This window comes from Variovorax paradoxus (genome assembly GCF_040544635.1).
GTDB classification, from domain to species: Bacteria; Pseudomonadota; Gammaproteobacteria; order Burkholderiales; family Burkholderiaceae_C; genus Variovorax; species Variovorax paradoxus_R.
Window position 1 is genome coordinate 236260 of sequence record NZ_JBEPKJ010000008.1, and the last position, 24830, is coordinate 261089.

Annotated in this window: 16 protein-coding genes; 5 read left to right on the forward strand and 11 right to left on the reverse strand. The window is 68.7% G+C overall.

Annotation, left to right across the window (positions count from 1 at the left end; genetic code table 11):
- Positions 1-41: 41 nt before the first annotated feature.
- From ABIC94_RS15645 to ABIC94_RS15690, 10 genes are all read right to left on the reverse strand, one after another.
- Complete coding sequence (locus ABIC94_RS15645) at positions 42-1721, reverse strand: FxLYD domain-containing protein (protein ID WP_354373917.1); 1680 nt, start codon at positions 1719-1721, stop codon at positions 42-44.
- Complete coding sequence (locus ABIC94_RS15650) at positions 1718-4315, reverse strand: DUF5682 family protein (protein WP_354373918.1); 2598 nt, start codon at positions 4313-4315, stop codon at positions 1718-1720. The genes ABIC94_RS15645 and ABIC94_RS15650 overlap by 4 nt, the downstream gene beginning before the upstream one ends.
- The gene (locus ABIC94_RS15655; RefSeq protein WP_354373919.1) at positions 4273-5394 is read right to left on the reverse strand and encodes an ATP-binding protein; all 1122 of its coding nucleotides are present in this window, start codon (positions 5392-5394) and stop codon (positions 4273-4275) included. The genes ABIC94_RS15650 and ABIC94_RS15655 overlap by 43 nt, the downstream gene beginning before the upstream one ends.
- A gap of 31 nt (positions 5395-5425) precedes the next feature.
- Positions 5426-7261: a VanW family protein gene (locus tag ABIC94_RS15660; RefSeq protein ID WP_354373920.1), complete on the reverse strand. Its 1836-nt coding sequence runs from the start codon at positions 7259-7261 to the stop codon at positions 5426-5428.
- Positions 7234-7839 (reverse strand): DUF6891 domain-containing protein, encoded by a 606-nt coding sequence (locus tag ABIC94_RS15665; RefSeq protein ID WP_354373921.1) that lies wholly within the window; start codon positions 7837-7839, stop codon positions 7234-7236. Before ABIC94_RS15665 ends, ABIC94_RS15660 begins: the two co-directional genes overlap by 28 nt.
- 120 nt (positions 7840-7959) lie before the next feature.
- A complete protein-coding gene (locus ABIC94_RS15670; RefSeq protein ID WP_354373922.1) occupies positions 7960-11784 on the reverse strand; it encodes a DUF4132 domain-containing protein in 3825 nt (1274 codons plus the stop codon).
- A gap of 91 nt (positions 11785-11875) precedes the next feature.
- Positions 11876-13966, reverse strand: a complete 2091-nt coding sequence (locus ABIC94_RS15675) for an SWIM zinc finger family protein (RefSeq protein ID WP_354373923.1) — start codon at positions 13964-13966, stop codon at positions 11876-11878.
- Positions 13966-15093: a VWA domain-containing protein gene (locus tag ABIC94_RS15680; RefSeq protein ID WP_354373924.1), complete on the reverse strand. Its 1128-nt coding sequence runs from the start codon at positions 15091-15093 to the stop codon at positions 13966-13968. Before ABIC94_RS15680 ends, ABIC94_RS15675 begins: the two co-directional genes overlap by 1 nt.
- Positions 15094-15317: 224 nt before the next feature.
- Positions 15318-15698 (reverse strand): helicase SNF2, encoded by a 381-nt coding sequence (locus ABIC94_RS15685; RefSeq protein WP_354373925.1) that lies wholly within the window; start codon positions 15696-15698, stop codon positions 15318-15320.
- A gap of 265 nt (positions 15699-15963) precedes the next feature.
- Positions 15964-16809 (reverse strand): isocitrate lyase/PEP mutase family protein, encoded by an 846-nt coding sequence (locus ABIC94_RS15690; RefSeq protein WP_354373926.1) that lies wholly within the window; start codon positions 16807-16809, stop codon positions 15964-15966.
- 154 nt (positions 16810-16963) lie between these two features.
- On the opposite strand from ABIC94_RS15690, the gene ABIC94_RS15695 reads away from it, so the two are divergent.
- Positions 16964-17677 (forward strand): YebC/PmpR family DNA-binding transcriptional regulator, encoded by a 714-nt coding sequence (locus ABIC94_RS15695; RefSeq protein WP_354373927.1) that lies wholly within the window; start codon positions 16964-16966, stop codon positions 17675-17677.
- Here ABIC94_RS15695 and ABIC94_RS15700 read toward each other — a convergent pair.
- Complete coding sequence (locus ABIC94_RS15700) at positions 17674-19608, reverse strand: sensor histidine kinase (RefSeq protein WP_436318026.1); 1935 nt, start codon at positions 19606-19608, stop codon at positions 17674-17676. The genes ABIC94_RS15695 and ABIC94_RS15700 overlap by 4 nt on opposite strands.
- 387 nt (positions 19609-19995) lie before the next feature.
- On the opposite strand from ABIC94_RS15700, the gene ABIC94_RS15705 reads away from it, so the two are divergent.
- The 4 genes from ABIC94_RS15705 to ABIC94_RS15720 are packed head-to-tail and all read left to right on the forward strand — an operon-like array spanning position 19996 to position 24628.
- Positions 19996-20502 (forward strand): Csu type fimbrial protein, encoded by a 507-nt coding sequence (locus tag ABIC94_RS15705; protein WP_354373928.1) that lies wholly within the window; start codon positions 19996-19998, stop codon positions 20500-20502.
- 10 nt (positions 20503-20512) lie between these two features.
- Positions 20513-21241, forward strand: coding sequence for a fimbrial biogenesis chaperone (locus ABIC94_RS15710; RefSeq protein WP_354373929.1), 729 nt, complete (start codon positions 20513-20515; stop codon positions 21239-21241).
- Between the two features lie 34 nt (positions 21242-21275).
- Complete coding sequence (locus tag ABIC94_RS15715; protein ID WP_354373930.1) at positions 21276-23600, forward strand: fimbria/pilus outer membrane usher protein; 2325 nt, start codon at positions 21276-21278, stop codon at positions 23598-23600.
- Complete coding sequence (locus ABIC94_RS15720; protein WP_354373931.1) at positions 23597-24628, forward strand: Csu type fimbrial protein; 1032 nt, start codon at positions 23597-23599, stop codon at positions 24626-24628. Before ABIC94_RS15715 ends, ABIC94_RS15720 begins: the two co-directional genes overlap by 4 nt.
- The last annotated feature ends 202 nt before the right edge of the window (positions 24629-24830 follow it).

A 24830-nucleotide genomic window follows, 5' to 3' on the forward strand; every position in this document is an offset into this window, starting at 1 on the left:
GCCGGATGATGGCGCGATCCGGCCATCCTTGCTCGTGCAGGCTATTCCGTGCTCTGGTAGACAGCTTCCACCGTTGCGAAGTCGCGCGCCTGCTGCTGGATGCTCACCTCGAAAGGCGCGCTCTCGCCCGGGGCGATGGCCGGCAGGTTCTCCACCATCTTGAAGCCGGTGAGCCGGCCCTCGCGGTCGCGCAGGCTGACCCACACGCGGGCCTTGCGCACGATGCCGGTGCCGGGGTTCTTCACGCTGCCCTTGATGTCCACCGCCTTGTAGGTAAAGCGCTGGCTGAAGTTGAGCAGCACGCTGCCCGTGGTGGCGCGGGTGCTGTCTATGGTGACCTCCAGCGGCGTGCGCGGGCCGGGCAGCGCCGCGCGCCGCATCGGTTTCCATTCGACGCGGGTCTGCGTGATGCGGTCGGCGCGCGACGGATCGATCTGCACCGGAAAGCGCTCGCCCGGATACAGGTACGCCGGGCCGCCGAGCACGGTCGTGCCGTCGAGCTTGCTGCCGTCGAAGCGCGAGATCACTGCCGCGGGGGCGATGGCGATCTGGTCCTTGCTGCGATTCACGAGCTCGGTCATGTAGGTGCGCTGGCGAATCGTGTTGAGCCCCGGGATCAGCGGCAGCAGCTCCAGGTGGGCCTGGTCGAAGCGCTCGCTCTCGTCGGCCAGCAGGTCTTCGGTGCCCATGCGCAGCTCGGGATTGAAAACCTCCGGCGCGCCCACGGCACGGATCACGCGATCGGGGCTCAGCACCGCCACGCGCGCGCCATTGGCCTCGAGCGTGCTGTAGCCGATGCGGTAGTCCCACGCGGCCACCGCCGCACCGCGGCCGAAACTGCGAATGCCGATGTCCATCGACGTGCGCGCGCCGGGTTTCAGTTCGCTCGCCTGCGCGTAGCCGTGGCCGATGCCGATCACGTTTCCGGCGTCGTCGTACAGCGTCACCAGGGCCTCGATGCCGGCCAGCGTGGCGCTGTTGTCCTTCCCATTGGCGATGCGCCCGACCAGCCGGGCCCCATCCGTGCCTTGCTGCACCAGCCGCACGCGCTCGAAGACCAGCCGCGGCCCCTCCGCCGAGCGGTACGGCGCCGAGAGACGCTGCACCTGCAGCTCCTGGCGGGTTGCGGTGGTTGCTCTCGGCAGGTCGATCAGTACCGGTGCGCTCTCGCCCGGCTGGAGCACGCCGATGGGCAACGATTCACCGCGCTCTTCGAGCCGGGTGTCGCCGTCGTAGAACACCGCCTTGACGTTGGCGCGCTCCAGCGGCTTGCCGGTTTCGTTGCGCGCCACCACCAGCAGCCTGGCCTGCGCCGAACCGCCGCTGCCCACCAGCACCTGGCGCGGTTCGCCGAGCCGGAGCCCGTCGACCGGGATCGTGCGGTCGACCACCGATGCCCTTGCGGGCTGCGTGCGGGGATGCTCATCGCGCGCGGAGATCAGGCTCGCCACCATGGCTACCAGCCCCACGCCGAGCACCGCCGCCACGGCGATGCCCGCATTGCGCATGACCATCTTCTGCTTCAGCGCCTGCTCTTGCGCGAGGCGCTCTCCCGCCGCGTTCTTCACCTGGTCGAGCACGCGGTCGAGCCGGTCGGACACGTTGTCCTCCACCAGCGTCACCGAGCCGCAGTGCTGGCAGGCGTATTGGTTCAGGCCGGTGCGTTTGAGCGCGTTGCTGCCGCACTCGCCGCATTTGAGCGTCTGGAGGTCGATGGTCATGAAGCGGTTTCCGTGTTCTTCTTGTTCTCTGCGGCGGCCAGCCACGCGGCAAGCCCGTCGCGGCGCAGGCACCCGGCAAGCGCGAGCTGCAACTGCGCGCCTTCGTGCAAGTCTTGCTCGGTGGTTTCGTAATGCATCTGGTAGAGCGCTTCGCCCTCGGCCTCGCCCATGCCGTGCAGCGCGGCCACGCGGCCGGCAAGGTCGGAGGTCTCCTGCGGCTTGAGGCGCGTGAAGGCCTGGCGCAAGTCGGGCAGGTGCGCCACGAAAGCGTCGGCGTCCCAGCCTTGCACCAGGCCGTCGAGGCCTTCGAGCAGTGCGGGCAGGCGCAGCAGCAGCTCGGGCGCGGCGGCCATCACCCCATTGAGAAAACGCACCGCTTCGCGCGGCTGCGCGCCCGCGCCGAAGCGCTGCCGCACCACGGTGTCGAGCGCATGCTCGTCCCAGTGCCCGTCGAGGTACAGCAGGGCCGAAGCGGCGCCGGCCACGGCGGGGGCGGTCAGCGCGCCGGTCGCGAAGCGCTCGAGCTGCGCGCGCAGCAGGTCGAGGTCGACGGCATTGCCGTCGGCTTCTTCCAGCTCGCTCTGCAGCGAGGCCAGCAGACGCCCGAGCTCGCGCAGCGAAAGCAATTGCTTCACCGCGCCGGCCTCGCCCTCTTCGGGGCACTCGCCCACATCGGGCAGCAGGAACAGCGCCGCGGGCCACGCCCGCTCCAGCAGGCTGCGCAGTTGCGGATGCTGTTGCACGCCCAGCGGCTCTCGCGCACGCCACAGCGTGACGAGCCGATGCCCGCAGTCGACCACCGAGCCGAGCGCGGCATCTTCATCGAGGTGGGTTGAAAGCATCGAGAGCAGTTGGGGCAGGCGCGACTGCAGCCCGACCAGGCAGGCGCGCAGCAACAGCGTCACCGCCGCACTCGCGCTGCGTCCGCGGCCCTGGTCGGAGAGCGCGACTTCCTCCTTGCGCAGCTTGGCCATGCACACGGCCTCCACGCTCGCGCCGTCGGCCGCGAGCTCGATCAGCCGCGCCTCCACCAGCGGCGACCAGGCGGCGCGCCACTCTTCGAACAGCAGGTGCAGGCGGCTGTTGCCAAGAAAATCCGGCCCCGCGAGCCAGGTGCCCAGCCCCGCATCGAGGTACGCCATGGCATGGAAGAAGCGGCTGCGCTCGCGGTGCGAAGGCTTGCGATAGAGGTCCAGCCGCGCCACGCGCGCGGTGCTGTCGTCCAGCCGCACGCCGGCCTGGCGCGCGAGCCGCCGCGCATCCTCGATCAGCGGCGGCGAGCCGGCCGATGGCGGCACGTCGCCGATGCGCGTGCCGCTCAGGAAATTGCGCAGGTCGGCCGTGAAGCCGCGCGTGCCTTCGTCGATCGCACCCTTGATGAAGCAGGAGCGGATCGCATCGAGCAGGTCCTGGCGGCCCGGCCCCGCGTTGCCGCGCAGCGCCGCGAGCCGCATGGCCTGCGCGGCGGCGGCCTGCACCAGTGCGGTGGACACCGCATCGACCTGGTCCTGCGCGCGGGTCTGGCGCGCGAAGCGGGTCAGGCTGTCGAGCGTCACCGCGGTGAACGGATCGGCGTCCCCGGCTTCGAGGCGTTCCCACACCTGCTGGTAGTAGCCGGGCGAGGGCATGCCCGAGGCATAGCCGTTGAGCGCGTCGAGCCGCTCGAAGCTGTAGCGGATCAGCCAGGCATTGGCCGGCGCATCCTTGCCGGCGGGCGCCTTCGAGGGTTTGGCTTTCTGCCACTGGTTGACGAGCTCGAGCGTGTGGAAGCCGCCGGTAACGACCACGATCGGCCCCTCGACCTCGTTGCGCCAGCGGCGGATGTGCGCCGCCATGTGGCGCTCGCGCGGCAGGCTCAGCTCGGACTCGAGCACCTCGGGCTCGTAGTCGAGCCGCGCCATGGCGCACCAGCTGAACACGTCGGCGAAGAACGCGCGCCAGTCGCCGAGCGCGGACGTGGTGCGCAATTCGAAGAGCCGGTCCCACAACTCCTGATGGTCGGCGCAGCCGAGCTGCGAGGCCATCGCGTTCAGGTAGCGGCTGTGTGCGAAGTGGCGTTCTTCCATCAGGCTGCGCGCGGCATCGCGGGCGTCGCCCTCATCACCCTTCTCGCTCTCCTCGTCATCGCTGCGGTGCCAGGCCTTGTCGCTCCAGGAAAGATCGATCAGCCCCAGCCGCGCGCCGATCGCCGCGCCTTCGCGCACGGCGATCCATTCGGGGCTGTAGTCGCAGAACGGGAAGAAGGACGTGCGCGATTCGGTGCGAGTCTTCTCATCCGCATCGGCGTCGTCGACCGGCACCTGGCGCGTGCTCTGGCACAGCCAGGCGACAGGGGCCTTGGTCTGTTCGTGCTGCAGCAGCGGCATCAGCGCGGCCAGGTCGTCCGGCCCCTCGATCAGCACGGCCGCTGGCTTGATCTCGCGCAGCAGTCCGCGCAACGCGAAGGCGCAGGCCGGGCTGTGGTGCCGCACCGGCACGAAGAACACGCCCTCTTCGCCGAACAGCCGGCCGCGCGCAGTCTCCAGCGCGGCGGGAAGCGCCTGAGCCGGCTCTATTGCCACAGCGCGCGCGCCGCGTCGTGAAAGGTCTTCCATTGCGCGTCGCGCTTTCCGCGCTCGCGCACCACGGTGTCGAAGTAGTGGCGCACGCGCTTCACGTCGTCGGTGCTGTCCTTCAGCACCACGCCCTGCAGCTGGCCCGCGATCTCGCGCGCGGTGAGCTGGCCGCCATTGAAATGGCGCGCCTGCAGGGCCGCCGCATAGGCGACGTTCACGGCCTCGGCGGTGGACATCACGGCATCGAGGCCCTTGATGGCCGTGCCGTCCTGCGTCTGGCCCGCTCGCAACTCCTGGAAGGTGGTAACCAGCAACGCCACCACGTCGCGCGGCACATCGACCGGCGACTCGCCGCCGCCGTCCAGTTCGCGCTTCAGCTGCGCCATCACCAGCTCGACCTCGAAGGCATGGTCGCGGATCGGCTTCACCGTTTCGAAGTTGAAGCGGCGCTTGAGCGCCGACGACATCTCGTGCACGCCGCGGTCGCGCAGGTTGGCGGTGGCGATGATGTTGAAGCCGCGCTGGGCATAGAGCCGGGCATCGTCGCCCAGTTCGGGAATCATGAGCTGCTTGTCGCTCATCAAAGAGATCAGCACGTCCTGGATCTCGGGCGGGCAACGCGTGATTTCCTCGAAGCGCACCAGCTTGCCCGCGCGCATCGCCTGGTAGAGCGGCGATGGCACCAGCGCGCGCTGGCTGGGCCCCTCGGCCAGCAGCAGCGCGTAGTTCCAGCTGTACTTGATGTGGTCTTCGGTGGTGCCGGCCGTGCCCTGCACCGTGAGACCCGAATCGCCGCTGATCGCGGCCGCGAGCAGCTCCGACAGCAGCGACTTCGCGGTGCCCGGCTCGCCCACGAGCATCAGCCCCTGATGGCCCATGAGCGTGACGATGGCGCGGTCCACCAGCGGATCGTCCCCATAGAACTTGCGGCTCACCTGCAGCTTTTCGTCGCCGAGGATGAAGCGCCGCACCGCGCGCGGCGAGAGCTTCCATCCGGTGGGCCGCGCATCGGCATCGGCCGCGTGCAGGCGCGCGAGTTCGTCCGCATAGCGTGCCTCGGGGGCCAGGCGCACGGCCTGGGTGGCGGGAGAGGAAGACGGTGAAGTGCCGGAGCTCATGGTGATGTTGCTGCTGGTTTCTTGCTGTGGGTCAGCCCTGGGCGATCGTAGCCGCTGGTGTGGCGGCGACGGAGGCCCGCAGCGCGGCGCGCAGGCCTTCCACATCGCCCGCCGCCACCTCGCGCACGCCCGGCAGGCCTGCCAGGCCGCAGGCGGTCGAGGCCACGACCGGCACACCGGCCGCCACGGCGCGCAGGAGCGCGCGCGGCGCGTGTTCGACGTGAGCCGGCAGCACGACCACGTGGGCGCCGCCCAGCCAGTTGCCTCGCCAATTCATGTGTTCGACGCGATCGATGCCGTGCCACAGGTGCGCGTCGTCAGACGGCGAGCCCAGCACGCGCAGGCGGCAGGGCCAGCCTTGCAGCGCGGCAGCCAGTTCGCGTGCACCCTTGCGCGCGAGTGCGCTGGCGGGGAACACGATCAGCGGTGGCTCATCGCTCGCGGCCATGGCTTGCACGGCGGGTTGCACCCAGTCGAGCCGCAGCATTGCGGCCTGTGGCGCCGCGAGGGCCAGATGCCGTGCGACCTCCGCATGCGGCGTGACCACCATCGCGGCCCGCGCCAATGCCGCAGCCTCGGCCCGCATGAGTGCGGGGCCGGCGCGAAAGTCGCGCAGCGTGGCGTCGCCGGGCCATTGCCGTGCGGCGGCATCGAGCCGGCGTTCGATCTCCGCCATCGGCAAGGCGCCGACCAACACCGTGATGCGGCGGCCATCGAGCGCACCCAGTTGCTGCAGGTGCGGCAGCAAGGCCTGGTCCACCACCAGTTGCGTGTGTTCGGGTTTCAGATGTGCGGCAAAGGCCAGCGCCAGCCAGCGCTGGCCGTCCATCAGGCTGGCTTGCCGCCGGCCCGCATGGCGCGCCCAGAGCCGCTGCCACAGGGCGCGGCGCAGGCTCGTCCACCATGGCCGGATCGCGGCGGATTCCGGGTGCCAGCCAGCGGCCGGCCGCGGCCGCCAGAATGCGAGCCGCATCGGCACCGCTTGAATGCGGTCTGCGCCGGCATGGTGTGCATCCAGATGGCGCGCGAATTCGGGCGTCCAGGCATCGAGCAGCACGGCCGTGCGCCCTTGCTGCGCAACGCCGGCCGGTGGCCGATGGCGAAAGCAGGCCGTCTGGTCGCAGCTCAGGCAGCCGCGCGCCAGTGGGAGCGTGGTGTTCGCCCCCTCTTCGTTCGCGCGTCGCAATGCGACAGGCGCCGCGGGCATGGCGAGCGGCGAACGCGCGCGGATGCGCAGCACCAGCTCGGTGGCCGTCAGCTCGACCTCGAGCCGCCAGGCATGCTTCGCACGCACCTTGAGATCGACGTAGTTCCAGAACACCGTCGCGTCCACGGCATCGCCTGCCGCTTGGGCGGCGTGCTCGACGCGCGCCGTGTGGCCATGCCGCTCCACCAGCTCGAAGCCGGCGCGGGCCGCGGTGGTGGCAAGCGCATTCGACAACTGGCAGAGGCCGCCGGCCAGCGTCGGCACCACGCAACCGGCGCGCAGCTCGCGGCCCTGCACGAAACCGCGCCATACGCTCGGCCGGCCCAGCTGGCGCCAGAAGCTCAGCAGCTCGCCGGCCGGCACCTCGATGGCGTCGAAGGCGCGGCGTGCCACGCGCAGGTTCTGCACCTTGCCGGCCACCAGAGGGAATTCGTCTTCGCGCCCGTCGGTCCACAGCGCGGTGCGGTACTGCGCCAGCACGGGTGCATCAGCCAGTGCCTGCGCGCCGCCATGCCAGCGCCGCGCCGAGGGCCGCAGCGCCTCGCGCAGCGCATGGGCGGTGGCCAGCAGCCGGGAGCGCAGCCAGAAATCGATGGCGTCGATGCGGCGCGGCGGCTGCCAGGCCCGGGCGCTCACGCCGACGGGCTTCGCTTGCGCCATTGGCCGAGGTCGGCCTCGATGCGCTCGTTGATGTTGCCGCTCCAGCGCGCCTCGAACCCGGCCGCGCGCAGCAGCTCGACGATGCGGTGGCCGACCACCACGGTGTTGGCCTCGCGCTGTTCGATTTCCGGAATCATGCCGCCGCTGAACGCCAGGTGCAGCCGGCCGGTGCGCACCGCCGTGTCGAGGTCCTGCGAGTGATAGAAGCAGCAGCCGCGGATGCCGGAAGCAAGACGCCCGGCGGCGCGCCATTGCTCGCGCACATCGTCATGGCCGTCGGACAGCGTGTTGCCGGCGCGGTGCAGCGCGATGACCTTTTCGCCGCGCAACTGGGCGAACACGGCTTCGAGCCGGTCGTACTCCGTTTGCGCGGGCCACCCGGCCTCGGCGGTGCGCTTGGCGGCGCAGATGCGCGCGGCTTCGGCCTTTACCCAGGCCCGGTCCTCGCTGGTGAGTTCGTCGGGGTCTAGATACTCGTCAGTGATCATCCACTCGACATCGGCATCGGGATAGAAGCCGCACCACACGAGATCGTGGATGCGTCCGCGCGTATCTTCAGGGTCGAGTGTGAGAGCCATGCGTGTAGGTTGCCGCCTCGGTGGCAGCGGATCATGCCTTCTTTTCCGCGGCAGGAGGGCCGACTGATTTTCGCGTGCCCGCACCGCAACGGCACGGTAATGCGAAAGCATGAACCTGGCCTACCACGGCATCTTCTTTTCCCAGTCCGCGTCGAATCCGGCGCAGGCCTGGGCAATGGCCAGGTAGTCGGCATAGGCCTCGGCCAGCAGCACCGGCGGCACGCCCGAGAGCGGCAGCGCCCGGTCGCCGTAGCCGCGGGTCTTCATGTCCTCGAAGCCCAGGGTCTTGAGCGCGGCGGGCACGTTTTCCTCCGGCAGGGTGTTGCCGGAGAACTCGATGGCCACGCGCACGCCGGCCGACGAGAACTCCTTGGTGTACTGGTAGAAGAAGCCGCCGTCCTCGGCCTGCGCGCGCTGGTAGCCGAGCTTGGCGAAGCTGCCGCGCAGGGTGAAGGTGTCGCTGATCCAGCCCAGCCGGTCCTTGATCTCGCTCACCGGGTGGCCCTTGTCGTCGGTGAAGGCAACGGCCGGCGATTTGCGCGTCATCTGCGCGAAGAGCGGCGCCAGCTTGTAGTCCTTGAAGTGCTTGTTCCAGGCGGTGGCCGTGGCCTCGTCGACCAGCGAGGCATGGCCCAGGCGCAGCTGGCTGCCGGCCGCGAGCTCGACCTCGTCGTCCTGCGTGTCGATCAGGCTGCCGTCCTCGGTGGGGCGGAAGCTGCCGCGAACCGCGCCTTCCGCGTCGAGTTCGAGCCACACGAGCCGCTGTATCAGCCGCCCGGCAATCGGGTGCCGGTGCAGGTATTCACGCCACTCGGCCTGCGGCCAGACGCGGCCGGTGCACATGGCCTCGAACAGGCGCGCGGTCTGCAGGTCGATGACCTGCTTGAGCTCTTTCTTGCTGGTCGAGAACTGCGACTTGGCCTCCTTGATGAGGGCCGGGTCGTCGTTCTGGCGCGGCTCGGGCAGCGCCTTGACGACCTTGCCCTCGGGGTTGCGCAGTTCGGGCTTCATCGCGGCGTCGAGCACCACGGTGAAGACACGGTCGCCGTACGCGAGTTCGAGTTTGCCGGTGTCGTCCAGGCCCGCGGTGGGAATGGTGCGGTCGGCCAGTTGGTCTTGCGTCCAGCCGTTGCGGTCGGCAATCTGCTGCACCAGCGCGCGCGCCTTCTCCTGGACCGAGGCGGTGCGGTAGCGGCGCGAGATGCCCAGCAGCAGCTGGATCACCACCGGGTCGTTGCCCGGCGCCACGCCTTCGAGCATGGCTTCGATCTGCGAGCGGCGCTGGTAATGGTCGCGCATGTACTGCTGCAGCAGCGTGACCACCTCGTGCCCCGGCGTCTGCGCGGTGAGAGCAAGAATGCCCTTCTCGCCGATGGCGCTGCCGAGGTATTCGCTCATCTTTTCGCGCTTGCACTCCTCGAAGACCTGCTCCTGCGTCTTCTGGAAGTCGGTCTCGTAGTACTGCTTGTGCTCGGCCTTGGCGTTCTGGTAGCGCTGCTGGTTGCCCTGGTAGCGCTGCGGCGCGTTGGCGTTGGCGTGCGCAATGCCTTCGTCGAGCGAGGGGTGGCGCGTGTCCTGCGCGATGAACTGGCGCAGCACCAGGCTGCCGATGGCCTGGCGGCTGGCCGGATCGAGCAAGCCGAGGTAGCGCGTGAGCAGCGCATTGCCGCCCGGCTCCTTGAGCTTGCAGGCGAGCACCACCCACCAGCGCACGATCTCGGGCTCGGCCGCGCTGCCGTCCAGCCATTTGCAGGCGGGCAGCGCATCGAGCGAGAACCACGCGAGGCCGCCCGGCGGCTTGGCTTTCAGGCCCTTCTTCGCCTCGGCCAGCAGGATCGCGGGCGCAAGGCGCGGCGAGATGTCGTCGCCCAGCGCTTCGAGCGCGGTGAGGTAGGCGGCGCGCACGGTCTCGCGCGTTTCCTTTTCGAGGCCCTTGGTGATGGCCGGCACGGCATCGGCGTACTTGAGCTCGGCCAGCCAGTTGGCGGCCTCGATGCGCACCTCGCTCTTGGTGGCGTCGAGCGACTCGACCACGCGCCGGCCGATGTCCGGCAGCATCGACAGCGCCTTCTGCGCGGCGGCGCGGTGCGTCTTGCCTTCGCCGAGGGCCAGTTCCATCACGCGCGGCAGCCAGCGCGCCTGCACGGTCGGGAAGATGGCCAGCGTGCGCAGCGTGGCGTTCAGGTCGAGCTGGGTCTGGCGGCCTTCGCGCTTGGGCGGGGCGATGAGGCCCAGGCCTTCGTCGATGTATTCGGGGTGTTCCGCGAAGAAGGGCCACACGCGGTCGGCCGGCAGCACCTCGACCGCCGAGGCCTGGTTCCAGTACTGGAAGAGCGCGGTGTGGGCCACGTCGTCGATCGGCATACCGGAGCGCTTGAGCAACTCGGCCAGTGCGCGCAGGTCGACCGAGCCCACGGGCTGGCGGCCGAGCCACTTGTGGAAACCGTCGTCGAACCAGAAGCTGGTCCAGTGGCGCGACACGCCCAGCCAGCGGATCAGGTGCGGCATGCCGAAGCCCGGCAGCGCCTGCAGACGGTTGCCGAAACTCACGACCTGCTGCAGCTGGCTGTTCTTCACGCGGTTCTGGTCGTGCTTGCTGCCCTGGCCGTTGAGCAGGCGCACCGCCACGCGCATGTCCTCGTCGGTGAGCTTCTTGTGGCCGGCGTAGCTGTCCTGGCGCCACTTGTACTTGTACGTTTGCTTGGAGGCCTTGTTCTCCTCGATCTCGGCCTCGGCCGCGATGCGGTTCTTCTCGAGCAGTTCGATGCGGTTGGCGATGAGCAGCTGCACCGCCTCTTCGCCGAGCGGCAGGTCTTCGAACGGCTGCCAGGCCGGCGGCTCGGGCAGCTCGAGCTCGCCCGCATCGTCCGCCGCATCGAGCCGCGACATGGCCGAGCGGATGGCCTGCTGCACGGCCTTGCTGGTCTCGGTTTCCGCCGCCGCGGCAAGCAGCGCGCGAGCGGCGTCGCCGGGCAGGCGCGCGAGCAGTTCGGCCGCCTGCGTGCGCTGGGTGGTGTCGCCGTCTTTCAGCAGTTGCCCGAGCAGCTCGAGCCGCTGCGCCTCGGCAATGCCTTCGAGGTGCGGCGTGGCCTCGGTGCGCACCGTCTTGCTGCCGTCGATGGCCAGACGCACGAAGAGCGGCGCGAAGTCGTTCAGCAGTGCCTTGTCCTTGCCGATGCGCTTGGCCAGCAGCACGCGGCCCGCAGCCGAGAGCTGCGCGGGCAGCGCCTCGGTGACTTCGCGCTGGCTGCGCATGTAGTCGGCCACGGCGGAGGCTTCGACGAGGCCGTCGAGCCGGTCGTGGTACCAGCTGTCGAGGCCCTTGCGCTCGAACACCTCCTGCAGCGCGAGCTTCGCATCGAGCCCTTCATGCGCGAGCAGGGCTGCAATGAGGTGCACGTTCCATGCGGGACGGTGCTTGGCAAGGTCGCGGTCGCTGGTGTTGGAGCCGCCCTTGTTGAAACTCGCGAACACCGCGTCGTTGACGAGGTACTGCAGCCAGTCGGGCACGGCCGCGCCCGGGTGCTCGAGCGACTGGCCGCCATCGGCCGCCGCGAGCAGCTTGCCCAGCCGCACCAGCGCATCGAGCGGCGGAGCATCGGCGCTCACGCTGGCGTAGAAGCGGCCGCGCTGCTCGAGGCTCTGGTTGCCGATCTTCTCCAGCGGCTTGTTCTGGTAGTTGCTGAAGCCCCAGCGCAGGCGGCCCGGGCCGCCGAGCAGCGTGCCGGGCTCGAAGGCGCGGGCGGCCTGCAGGTCGAGCAGTACGGTTTCCTGCGTGCCGTCGACCAGGAATGCGGTGGCCTTGGCCGGCAGTTCCTTGCCTGCTTTCTCGAAACATGCGACGGCCTGCTCCAGCAGATTCGCTTGCTCGCGCGTGAGGCCTCCCTCGGCCCTGGGGCTGGCGCCGCCCGTGACGGCACCCAAGATCTTGTCCAGAAATCCCATGCGTTCTCCTCAAAGCAACCGATGATTTTGGCAGTTGGCGATGACGCATTGACCACCGCCCGGCTTGTGGAAACAACCGAAGCCAAAGGTTCTAAGCCGCCTGCACTTTCTTGTGTGCGGGCAGTCCGTCGAGTTCGCCGAGTTCGCCGAGCAGTTGGCAGAGAAAACCCAGCTTCAGCAGCGGCACCGCGGCCGGCGCGGCCAGGTGCGCGCGCAGCGCATTCGACAGCACCTCGAGGCCGACCGAGCCGGCGCGGTCGAGCGCTTCATGCAAGCGTTGCCGTTGCGGCGCCGTCAGCGCCATGCGGCCGGTTGCGGCCTGGGTCTCGGCCACGTCGATCACCGGCGCGAGCAGGCGCGCCGACAGCGTGGGCGCGGCCATGGGCGCTGCCTGCCGCTGCTGCTGGCGTGCCTCGAAGAGGCGCAGGATGCGGTTGGCCAGCGAGGTGGTGCGCGCGGCCTCCTGGGTGAAGTCGAGCGACACCGCCTGCAGCTTCTTCTTCGCATCGCTGCTCAGCACGGCGATGGGCATCAGCTCGGTGCTCGCGGCGGAGCGTTCGATGCGCACCAGCACCGCATGCACCGGCGCGCGGCGCGCGGTGAAGCGGTCGAGGTTGTCGACGCGCTGCCGGTGCTCGGGCCCGACCGGAATGCCGAGCCTCAGCCATTGGCCCCCGTCGTCCTGCACCAGCCAGTCGAGGCGCTGCTGCGCTTCGTCGAGCACGGGCGGGCGGGTGTCGACGGGGCGCAGCAGCACCGCATCGAAGGGCTCGGCCGCGAGGCCGGTGGCGGCGCGCAGGCGCTCGCCGAGTTCGGCCCAGTTGCCGCAGCCAATCTCTTTCAGGCGCGGATCGTCGGCCGCCCATGCGGGCAAGGGTTGGGCGCGCGTGGCGCCGCCGAGCGCCAGGCGGCCGTCTTCGGCAAGGCGGGGCTGCTCGAGCCGCAGGGCGGCTTCGCACACGCTTTGCGCGGCGCCCGCACCCGACCACAGCGCGTTCGCGGACCATGCGCCGCTGCGCGTGAAGGCGGTGTCGCTGCCGTCGGGCCGCGCCAGCGAGGCCTGCAGCACGCGCGCGCCGGCCAGGTCCCAGAAGGCCACGGTGAGCCCACGCGCGCCGCCGCGCGTCTGCCACCAGTGGGCGCCGAGCGGCAGCAGTTCGAGCGCGGCGGACTCGTCGAAATCGCGGCGCAGCCGGCCGCGCAGGGCCACGGCAAGATCGCCTTCGGCCCGCGCGAGCGCCGCGCACAGCGCATGGATGCGCGCCATGAGCGCGAAGGCATCGCGCTCTTCGGCGCGGTGATCGCGGCGCACCAGCAGATCGACCGTGCCGCCGAGGTTGCGCAGCAAGGCCGCAAGGCGCGGCAGCCCTTCGCCGCGCGCGGACATGTTGAGCGCGAGCAGGCGCGCCGAAGTCAGCTCGCTCACGTGTGAGAGGCCGCCCGTCAGCAGCTCCTGCAGCATCGATTCGACTTGCAGCAGGAAGGCGCGCTCGCGGTCGCCGAGGCGCGCGGTGTCTTCCACCGGTGCGGGCCGCGCGCCTTCGGGCCAGGCGAAGGGCTGGCCGTGCGCGCTGCGCAGCGCGGCGATGGCGATCAGGTGCACGGCCTTGCGCTCGGCGGCCGGCACCTCGGACACCATGCCCGCGTAGCCCGCGCCCGCCACCCAGCGGCACGAGGCGCCGAGCTCGGGCAGGTCCATGACGAGCGCGCCGCCCTGCACCCGCCATTCGACGGCGCTGCTGGCGGCGGCCGCGGCGCGGCGCACGGCGGCCACGCCCGCGGCCTTGAAGAGCGCGGTGGCGTCGAGTGCGAGGATTTCCGCGAGCGGGTCAGGCGCGGCGGGCGTTGGCTTTTGTGCCTCCTGCGTGACTGCCGCGCCGGCCGCATCGCCCGATGCCGCCGGCTCCAGCGCACGCAGCCACAGCGCCGCGCCGAGGATGTGCTTGCAGATGCCCGGCGCCGGGCAGTCGCAGCGCGCTTGCTGCGGGCCGCGCGCATCGAGCTGCACGCGCTGGCCGTCGGCCGCCACCACACCACTTTCAGCGCCGCCGTCAGCACCTTGCTCCGCCCATGCGACCTTGCCCGCCTCCACGTCCTTTGCGGCGCGGCGCAGCAGGCCGGGGTTTGCGAGCGTGGCCAGCGTGTCGTCGTCGTAGGCGCGGTAGCCGTCGTACCAGGCCATCAGTTCATCACCTCCGCGAGCCACTGCGCGAAATGCGTGGGCGTGAGCGCGGCCACATGCATGCCCTTGCCGGCCAGCCGCTGCGCCATCTGCCGGTCGTACACCGGGTTGGCCGACTCGTCGAGCGCCGCGAGGCCCAGCAGCGTGACGCGCGCCTCTGCCATGCGCTGCACCGCGCCCAGCAATGGCCCGGGCGCCGCGCCCTCCATGAAGTCGCTGATGAGCGCGAACACGGTGCGCTGCGGGTTGCCCACGAGCGACTCGCAGTACGCCACCGCGCGGCCGATGTCGGTGCCGCCGCCGAGCTGCACGGTGAGCAGCACCTCGACCGGGTCGTGTGCCATGTGCGTGAGATCGACCACCGCGGTGTCGAACACCACCAGCTTCACGCGCACCGCGGGCAGCGAACTCATGATGCCGGCGATGACGGCGCTGTAGATCACCGAATCCATCATCGAGCCGCTCTGGTCCACGCACAGCACCACGTCCCAGGGCAGGTTGCGCTTCACGCGCGCATTGAAGCGCGGGTGCTCGATGACGAGCTGCTTGCGCTCCACGTCGTAGTGCTTCAGGTTGGCCGCGATGGTGGCGCGCGCGTCGAAGTTCTGCGCGCTCTTGATGTGCGAGCGCCGCATGCGGTTGCGCCGGCCGACCAGCGCGTTGACGAAGTCGTTCTTGAGCTTGCGCGTGATCTCGTCGACGGTCTTCTGGATCACCTCGCGCACCGCGTCGCGCATCTGGCCCGACAGCCGCCCGCGCATGCCGAGCAGCGCCTTGGCCAGGCCGGGCGTGGCGTCGAGCGAGCGCAGCACGGCCGGGTCGTTGAGCAGGTCGGTGAGCTGGTAGCGGTCGATAGCCTGCGTCTGCATGCGCTCGAACACCTCTTGCGGAAAGAGCTTGCGCGAGCGGTTGAGCCAGTCGACCGCGCGCAGCTGGCTGGGGTCGAGCGAGCCCGGGCCGCCGCTGGATCTGGCGAGGCCGCGGCCTTCGTATTCGCGGCCGTAGAGATATTCGAGGGCCTGGTCGAGCTTCCAGTCGCCCGCCGAAAACTGCGTTTGCGCCAAGGGTTGCGCCGCATAGCGGCCGAGGATCAGGCGCCAGCGGCGCAGGGTTTCTTCGGACGACATGCGCAATGCGTTCGCACGGACAGGGGGTGGAAGGAACAGGTCGGATGAGAGGGCGGAGGCAGCTTATCAGACGGCTGCGCAGGCTTCTCGGCGCCTTTCCCGCCTCTTTCTTCACGACCCGGCGTTCAGCCGACGGCTGGGTCTCGTGGCTGGTCGCGAAGGCAAAGAAAAAGCCGGCCCATGCTTTCGCATGGCCGGCTTCTGGAGCAGACGCTCGCCGAGGATTACAGCGGCAGTGCGTCGCCGCGAACGGCTGCGCGGGCTGCGGCACGCACCGTGGCGCGGTCCACCGTGCTGGCGACGACGGGAGCGACGCCAGCCGAAGCGCCTTCGGCGTACGGGTCGGCGCTGCGAGCGGCGGCAACGGCGTCGGCACGGACGGCATCACGGCTGGTCGACGAAACGAACACTTGGGCCGGGCCTGCATTGGCGCCGGTGGCGTAGGGGTTGGCGCTGTGCGCGGCAACCACGGCTTGGCCGGCAACGTCGGCGCGGCTGGCGGCCGAGGTCAGTTGGTGCACGCCTTCATAGCTTTCAGCGTGGGCGGCGCCGGCAACGGCCATCAGGGCAACAGCAACGGCGGAGAGGATCTTCGAGGCGGTCATTTGGATTTCCTTCAATTCAGTTCAGTTTTGACTTGGATGATTTCGAACCGGTCTTGGGTGGGTCACCGTCCCTTCGGGGGGCGGCCACCTCGCTCGGGGCCCTGTTCACCCAGATCGGCTTGGGGGCCGGTCTGTGAATGAATTGTGCGCCGTCTTCTACGTAAAAACCCTTAGCAAAAGGAACCGCGGCGTTCACGGAATGGAAACAATCGACCGGCCAGCGGCGGCGAACCGGGCCGGCCTTGGGGTGTGATGCTCCGCGCCGTCAGTGCGCGGATGCGAAGAGCCCGTTGATTTCGCTGGCGGGGAGCATCTCGCCGGCCATCGTGCGAAAGCCGCCGTTGCTGGCGTCGAAAGCTTCGGCGGCGATGCGCCCCAGCACGCCGAGTGCCGCCTGCAAAGGGCCGCAGCCCAGGCTGATGCGCCGCGCACCGGCACGCGCCAGAACATCGACCGATGGCGCCTTGGAATGGCCGGCATAAACATTCACGGGCAGCGGTACCGCGGCCGCGAGGCCGGCAATCTCTTCGAGGCTTGCCATGCCCGGCACGAAGATGCCGTCGGCACCCGCCGAGGCGTAGAGCCGTGCGCGCCGCAGCGTGTCCTCATAGCGCGCCGCGGGGTCGTCGTTGGCGACGAAGTAGGTATCGGCGCGCGCATTGATGAACAGGCGCGCGTCCATCCTGCGCAGCGCCTCGATGCGCTCGCAAAGGATTTCCGGTGGCGCCAGCTGGCGCGTGCCCGGCAGTACGCCGTCCTCGATGTTGATGCCCACCACGCCCATGCCGACCAGCGAACGCACCACATCGCACACGGCCTGTGCGCTGTCGCCGAACCCGCGCTCGATGTCGACCGTGACCGGAACGCCCGCCACGCGGCAGATGCGCGCGCAGGCCGCGAGCAGTTCGTCGACCGGCATGCGTTCGCCGTCCGCATAGCCCATCGTCCAGGCCATGCCTGCGCTGGTCGTGCCGATGGCTTGTGCGCCCGCCCGCTCGACGATGCGCGCGCTGGCCGCGTCCCAGGCGTTCACCAGCACCAGCGGCGCGGGGCCGGTGTGCAGCCGATGAAAGGTTTCTGCGTGCTGTTGTCGTGTTTCGATGGATGGCATGGGGCGAGCATAGAAACACCCGGCCTTCCGGACTTGGAAAAAACTGCTGTCGGCGCGCTGCGGCTAAAGTAGTTGCCCCAAACCGGTTATCCAGCCCTTCGGCCCAGCGTCAAACGAGGCAAGACACCGCACACACAACACAGGAACATCAGCCATGGGCGCACAGTGGAAAGCAAAACACAAGGATCTGGCCGCCAATGCCAAGGGCCGGTTGTTCGGAAAACTGGCCAAGGAAATCATGATTGCCGCGCGCAGCGGCGCCGATCCGGCCTCGAATGCGCGCCTTCGGCTGGTGGTGGAGCAAGCCCGCAAGGTGTCGATGCCCAAGGACACGCTGGACCGCGCCATCAAGAAAGGCGCCGGCCTCACGGGCGAGGCGGTGCATTTCGAGCATGTGATCTACGAAGGCTTTGCGCCGCACCAGGTGCCGGTGATGGTCGAATGCCTCACGGACAACGTGAACCGCACCGCGCCTGAAATGCGCGTGCTGTTCCGCAAGGGCCAGCTGGGCACCTCGGGCTCGGTGTCGTGGGATTTCGAGCATGTCGGCATGATCGAGGCCGAGCCTTCGCGCCCGGATGCCGACGCCGAAGTGGCCGCCATCGAAGCAGGCGCGCAAGACTTCGAGGCGGCCGGCGAAAGCGGCGTGACGGTGTTCCTGACCGACCCCACCGACCTCGACCTGGTCAGCCGTGCGCTGCCGGCCCAGGGCTTCACCGTGCTGTCGGCCAAGCTGGGCTACAAGCCCAAGAACCCGGTCGATCCGGCCAGCCTGAGCGCCGAACACCTGGAAGAAGTCGAAGTCTTTCTTGCAGCCATCGATGCGAACGACGACGTGCAGAACGTGTTCGTGGGCCTTGCGGGCTAAGCCCTGATCGGGTCCGCGGCGTCTGCGGCGTCTGCGCTGCCTGCCCGCTCCTCGCGCTTCAGCGGCAGCCACAGCGTGAAGAGCGTGCCCGCCGGCCCCGAACGCCAGGAAACGGCGCCGCCGACAATTTGAGCCCGGCGCTGCTGGTTCTGCATGCCTCGCCCGCCGGCGGCGCCCAGCGCCTTTTCCACGTCGAAACCCTGGCCGTTGTCCTCGATGGTCACTTGCACGCCTGTGGCGTCCGCCGCGGTGGCCACGCGGATCTCGGTGGCCCGGGTGTGGCGCAGGATATTGGCGATGCTCTCCTGGACGATGCGCAGGATGTGCAGCGCGCTGGTCGGGTCGAGCCAGTTCAGCGCGGGAAGCTCCTGCACATTCCATTGCAAGGCGACACCCGAGCTCTCGAGCCGGGCCCCCAGCCGGTAGCGCAGCGTGGCGAGCAGCAGCAACAGGTCGTTTTCGAGCGGTTCCATCGAGTCGATGGTCAGCTTCAGGTCGTCCAGGCAGCTCTTGAGCAGCTGCGAAACCTTGTCGTCGCTCATGCCGCCGCCCTCCACCGAGCGGATGGCGCTGATCAGCGAGGAGCCCAGCCCGTCGTGCATGTCCTGCATCAGGCGCTGGCGCTCGTCGCTGATGGTTTGCAGCTTTTCGACTTCGCGCAGCCGCCGGTGGCTGAGTTCGAGCTCGGCTTCGCGGGCCCGAAGGCGCTCCGCCAGGCTGGCGTTGACCCGCTCCACCTCGGCAATGGCGTTGACGTAGCGCCGGTACAGCAGCGTTCCGAACACGCTGAACGTGACTGCGTTGGTGTACGCACCCAGGTACCAGCCCTCGGGGCTGACGAAGTTGTTCTGCAGCAGCCAGTCGGACACGCCCAGCAGCACGCACACGCCGATGCCGACGGCCACCAGCCGCCCTTCGCTGGAACGCCGCCAGGCACTGACGCCGCCCACCAGTGCAACGGCCACGCCCATCGATGCCGCGCCGATGTAGATCAGCGGCGTGACCTGCGGGGTGTTCCTCAATATGGCCAGCCCTGGCAGGGTCAGCACACCGATCAACGCCGTCCACGCCACCACCGCGGCGGTCAGCCATCTGAGCGGCCGGCCGTGCAGCTGGCGCAGCGCGAAATGCACCACCGCGACCAGCCAGAACAGGGAATTGACGGTCAGCCAGGCGAACCAGTCGTTGGCAATCGGAACGCCGACGTAGAAATGCAGGCCACGCAGGAAGGACGTGGTCGCCAGGTTGAAAAAAAGCAGATATCCGGTTTCATGGCTGCGCTTGAACCACACGAACAGGGCGAACACGCCGACGGCCATGAAGGCCGCGCTGAGCATGGCGGGCAGCTCCTGCTGGAGCCACTGCCGCATGCGGTAGCGGCCTTCCAGCGCCCCGACGGGGCCGAGCCACAGCGATGCAACCGCCACCTGCGCGCTTCGCGAGTGCTCCATTCGCAGGAGGATCTCGTCCACCGGCGCGCTGTCGGGCGTCTTGCCCAGCAAGATCCACAGCGGCGTGCGGGTGCTGTTCCACAGCGGGCCCTGGACTTGTGCGCGCCGGACCAGCTGGCCGTTGGCATACACCGCAATGGGGCCGTCCGTCTTGATGCGCGCGCCGTACAGCGCGAGCGGCGCCGTGGTGGCGGGCAGGTCGCGCGCGGAAAGCCGCAGCCAGGTGGTGCGCGTTGCGCCTGTCGGTGCGCTGTCGGCCTGGCGCAGCAAGGCAATGGGCAGTGCCAGAGGCAACTCGACCGGTTGCCAGGCGGGCGGCAAGGCCTGGCTGTCCACGGCGAGCGGCAGTGCACGGGTGCCCTGCGTTTCCGTATCTGTATCTGTCTCCTGCCAGTCGGCCCGCGTCATGTGCAGAACTGCCGACTCGTGCTGGGCATCGGTCGCGCTGAAAAAGGCCACCATGACCACCAGCAGCGCCAAGGAGACAACGAGCACCGCGTTCGCCCAGAAGGGCGCGAGGCGGTATCTGGAGGAATGATTCAACTCAGAACGATAGATGCGATGAATATCCCCCAAAAGTATTACCTCGAAGGGGGTTGCAGTTCACAGAGGATCCCTGATGAACCGTAAACATTTTCTACGTCTTTGAGGCAGTTGTTTACCTTTTCAGGGCCCAGGAATCGCTCCGCCCTTGTCTGGGCGGGGTTCGAAGAGCCGCCCAAAATGTAACTTTTGTGTGCCGAAACATCATTTCGATTGCAACAATTTGTGCAATTCTGTGAACTATTCTACTATCCAGCTAGAGGGATTGTTGGCACTATCCGCCCCGCTCCCTCCTCATTTCATTTACATCTGTCGCCTATTCTCATGAAAAAACCTTCTTTCCTCCTCGCAGCAGTCCTTGCAGTCACGGCCACCAGCGCCGCTTTCGCAGCAACCACCAGCTCCACGTTTCAGGTGCTGATCACTGTGAACAAGGCCTGTTCGGTCGTCGCAGGTGCGGCATCCAACATCGATTTCGGCCAGGTAAATTCCTCCACCCCGGCCGTCTCGGCTTCCAGCAACATCAACGTAACCTGCTCCAAGTCGACGCCCTACAACGTCGGCCTGACGCCTTCGAACAGCAGCACCACCGGCGCCGGCGTGATGCTCCCAGCCGTGGCAGGTCCTGACACCGTTCCCTACCAACTCCGGTCGGTGAGCGCCACGGGTCCGATCTGGGGCAACACCGCCACCGCCACCGCCGTGGGTAACGGCGTGGCTGGCACGGGTACGGGCGCGACTCAAGCGATCCCGGTGTTCGCCACGGTTGCGAATGCCAACGTGACCCCCGGTGCGTACCTCGACACCGTGACGGTCACGGTCAACTACTGATCGACTGCCCGTGCACCACTTGCTGCGTTACACCGCCGTCCTCGCGCTCGCCTTGGCGCACGCGTTCGCTTCGGCGAGCGGACTGCAGGTTTCCCCGGTCACGCTGACGCTCCAGGCCTCGCAAAACGCCGATGGCCTGTGGCTCAGCAACACCGGCGACACCGTGGTGCACGCGCAGGTGCGGGTCTATCAATGGACCCAGGAGAACGGCGCCGAAAAGCTGACGCCCTCGCGCGAGCTCGTCGTGAGTCCGCCGATGGTCCAGCTGGGCACCTCCGAGCGGCAGCTGATCCGCGTCATTCGCGCGGGCGCTCCTGCCGGCACGGTCGAAAACTCGTACCGGATCATCATCGACGAGCTGCCGGTCGAGGTGAAGGAAAAGAAGGGCCTGCAACTCGTGTTGCGCTATTCGGTGCCGATCTTCATCGCAGCCGCTGGCGCGCAGTCACCCGCGCCCCAACTGGCATGGTCGCTGCGCAGGGAAGACGGCCAGGCGGTGCTCGAAGTCGCCAACAGCGGCGGCATGCACGCCCAGCTCGCCGATCTGGATTTTGTCGATACCGTCGGCCGCCGCACCCCGGTGCATGCCGGCCTGATGGGCTACGTCTTGCCGGGCGCACGCATGCGCTGGCCACTGAAGACATCCGCCGAGGCTTTCACCCTCGGGGGCGTTCTGGAAACGAAGATCAATGGCAACGCGACGCAGGAAAACATTCCTCCGCTCCCACGCGTCCGCTGAGCGCCTGCTGCCACTGCTGCTTCTTTCCGGTCTGATGTCCCTCGCCGCTCAGGCTGAGAATGCTGCAGCCGTCTCGAGCGCTCCGGCCGCCGCGTCCGCGGAAGGCAATATCGCCGGCCCCGGCGGCAGCGACCTCTATCTGGAACTGAGCCTCAACGGAAATCCGCAGGGGCTGGTTCACTTCGGCCTGCGCGGCCAGGACTTGTGGGCCAGCGCCGCCACGCTGCGGCAGCTGGGCTTCGTGCTGCCGGCAGGCGTGGCCGATCCCGTGCCGCTCAAGAGCCTTCCCGGCGTGCAGGTCAAGTACGACGCCGCAAGCCAGAGCGTCACCATCAATGCCACCGCCGACGTGCTGCGCCTGCCCACGACCGTGGTCGACACATCGACGATCGTCGCGTCGAAGGCCACCGCTTCGCCCGGCTTGCTGCTCAATTACGATCTTTATGGCACGCAGGGCCGGAACAATACGTCCAGCCTCAACGCGCTGACCGAACTGCGCGCGTTCAGCGGAAGCGCCGTGTTCAGCAACACGCTGATGTCGCGCGCAACCCGCATCGACGGCGAAGGCTGGAGCCACGACTCGGTCCGGCTCGACACCACCTGGAGCAAGTCGTTCCCCGACGAAATGCTGACCCTTCGCGTGGGCGACACCACCACGGCCTCGCTGCCCTGGTCGCGCTCCACCCGGATCGGCGGCATCCAGCTCTCGCGCAATTTCGCGCTGCAACCCTATCGCACCACCACGCCGCTGCCGGCGTTCCTGGGGTCGGCCACGCTGCCCTCGCAGGTGGAGCTCTATATCAACGGCATGCGCCAGTACACAGGCCAGGTGCCGGCAGGGCCCTTCCAGCTCAAGACGGTGCCGAGCATCAACGGCGCCGGCAACGCCCAGGTGGTTCTCACCGACGCTTTCGGCCGCGCCACGACACTCGATTTTTCGCTGTACGACACGCAGCGGCTGCTGCAGGACGGCCTGTCCGACTGGTCCGTCGACCTCGGCATGGTGCGCAAGAGCTACGGCCTGCGTTCCTTCGACTACGGCAGCGACGCCGCCGCCACCGGCACCTGGCGCTACGGCGTGAGCAACAGCTTCACGCTGGAAACGCATGGCGAAGCAACCAAGGGGCTGGTCAAGGGCGGCATCGGCGGCGCATGGCTGCTCGGGCAAAGCGGCGTGCTGGCGGGCGCCGTGGCGCACAGCAGCTACGGCGGCAAACAAGGCTCGCTGCTCAACCTGGGCTACAGCTGGCGCGACAACCGTTTCAACTTCCTGGTCGAAGGCACCCGCACGCGCGGTGAGTACCGCGACATCCCATCGCTCTACGGCAGCCCGCCGGCGCGCGGCTCGGGCCGGGCGTCGATCGGCTACTCCATCGACAACTTCGGCAGTTTCGGGCTCAGCTACCTTTACCTGCGCTATCCCGCACAGGAGGCGACGCGCCTGGCGAGCGTCTACTGGTTCAGGTCGCTGGGACGCAGCGCCTCGGTGAATGTGAGCCTCAACCAGAATCTCGACAACCGCCGGGAGCGCAGCCTCTTCGTCGGCTTCACCTGGGCGCTGGACGGCAATGTCACGGCCAGCGCCGGGCTCCAGCGCGAGGGCGACCGCAACGTCTACACGGCCGACGCGCAGAGCTCCACGCCGGGCGAAGGCGGCATCGGCTGGCGCGCCGGCCTGCGCCAGGGCGGAGGCCAGAACGGCGGGCAGGCCGAGATCGACTACCTGGGCCGCTACGGCCGCGCCATGGCCGGCATCAGCGTGCTCGGCGACAGCCGCTACGCCTACGCCGGTGCCACCGGCTCGGTCGTGTTCATGGGCGGCCAGCCGTTCGCGGCGCGGCGCATCGACGATGCCTTCGCGGTGGTCTCCACCGACGGCATTGCCGGCGTGCCGGTGAGGCTGGAGAACCGGGACATCGGCACCACGGACGGCAACGGCATGTTGCTCGTGGCACCGCTCAGCGCCTACCAGAACAACCAGCTTTCGATCGACCCGATGCAATTGCCCGCCGACGTGAGAATCCAGCGCGTGAAGACCGTCGCCACCCCGAGCGACCGCGCCGGCACGCTGGTGCGCTTCGGCATCACGCCGATCAGCGCGGCCGCGCTGCTCCTGGTGGACGAGGCGGGCAAGCCGCTGCCGCTGGGCAGCCGGGTACGCGCCAACGGACAAGGCGGCGATCCCGCCCTGGTCGGTTTCGACGGCGCGGTGTATCTCGAGTCGCTCGAGCCCCGGAACACGCTCGACGTGCAAACCCCCGGCGGCCGTTGCCGGGCCAGCTTCGACTATCGCAAGGAGGGCGCCGGCATTCCGCAGATCGGCCCCGTGCGCTGCACCAGGGAGGCCAAGACGCCATGAGCTTTCTGACCCGGACTTTGCAGGCCTTGCGCCTGCCGTTGCTCTGCGCGCTGCTGTGGTGGTTGCCCGCGGGCAGCGCGCAGGCGGCTGTCAGCTGCACCGCGACGATGACGGCCCTGGCTTTCGGCACGGTCGAGCTGGTCAACGGAAGCACGGCGTCGCCCACCACCGCCACGCTGAACTACACCTGCACCAACGACAGCAACTCCGCCGTCGAGCAGGTCAGGGTCTGCTTCAACATCGGCGACGGCAACGAAGGCCTGGGAAACTTCAATCCGCGCGTCATGGAGAACACCGCCGGAAATCAATTGAGGTTCCAGCTCTACCAGGCGACGAGCGGCACCATATGGGGTTCGAACGGCAACGCGATAGTGCCGAACCCCTTCGTCGCCACGATGAGCATTCCCCGCCGGACGACTGCGGGCGGCCTGGGACGCGTGACGGGCGTTGCCACCATGCGCGGAGAACTGCTCCCCCTCCAGGGCACGGTGCCTCCAGGCACGTACCAGGACAACTTCGCCGGAGACCACACCTCGATCACGCTGACGAGGAGCACTTCCGCCATGCCGACGACCTGCGACACCATACAGCCGGGCAAGTTCGGCTTCATGGTCACCGCAACGGTCGCCAAGAGCTGCCTGGTCACGGCCGATCCGCTGAACTTCGGCACGGTCAACGGCCTTCCGGGCGCGGCCGATACCGATCAGGCCAGCACGATCAGCGTTACCTGCACGACGCCGACCGCCTACACGGTCGCGCTGACGCCATCCAATAACTCGACGACCGGTGCCGGCACGATGACCCCGACGGGCGGCGTGCCCGGCAACACGGACACGGTGCCCTACCGGCTCTACCGCAATGCCGCCCGCTCCAACGTCTGGGGCAACGTCACAGGCACCAATACCGTCGCCGGCACCGGCAATGGCGCCGCCCAGGCTCTGACGGTGTATGGCCGCGTTCTCGGCGCCAGCACCAACGTGCGGCCGGACAGCTACCGCGACGTCGTGACGGTCAGCGTGACCTACTGAGCTGGACGCGGGCAACAAGCCCGGGCAAGGGCGCGGGCCGCGCGGCCCCCCTGCTGTTCAAGACAAAGACCTCCCGACACAGGAAAACCTGCTGGTAAATAGCAGGCTATGGGCGAAGAATGGCGCGGACGGCCTTCATTTTCCCGCGACTCTGCCGATAAACCAGGTTGGGGCATCGATTCGACGCCCTCCACCGAGGTTG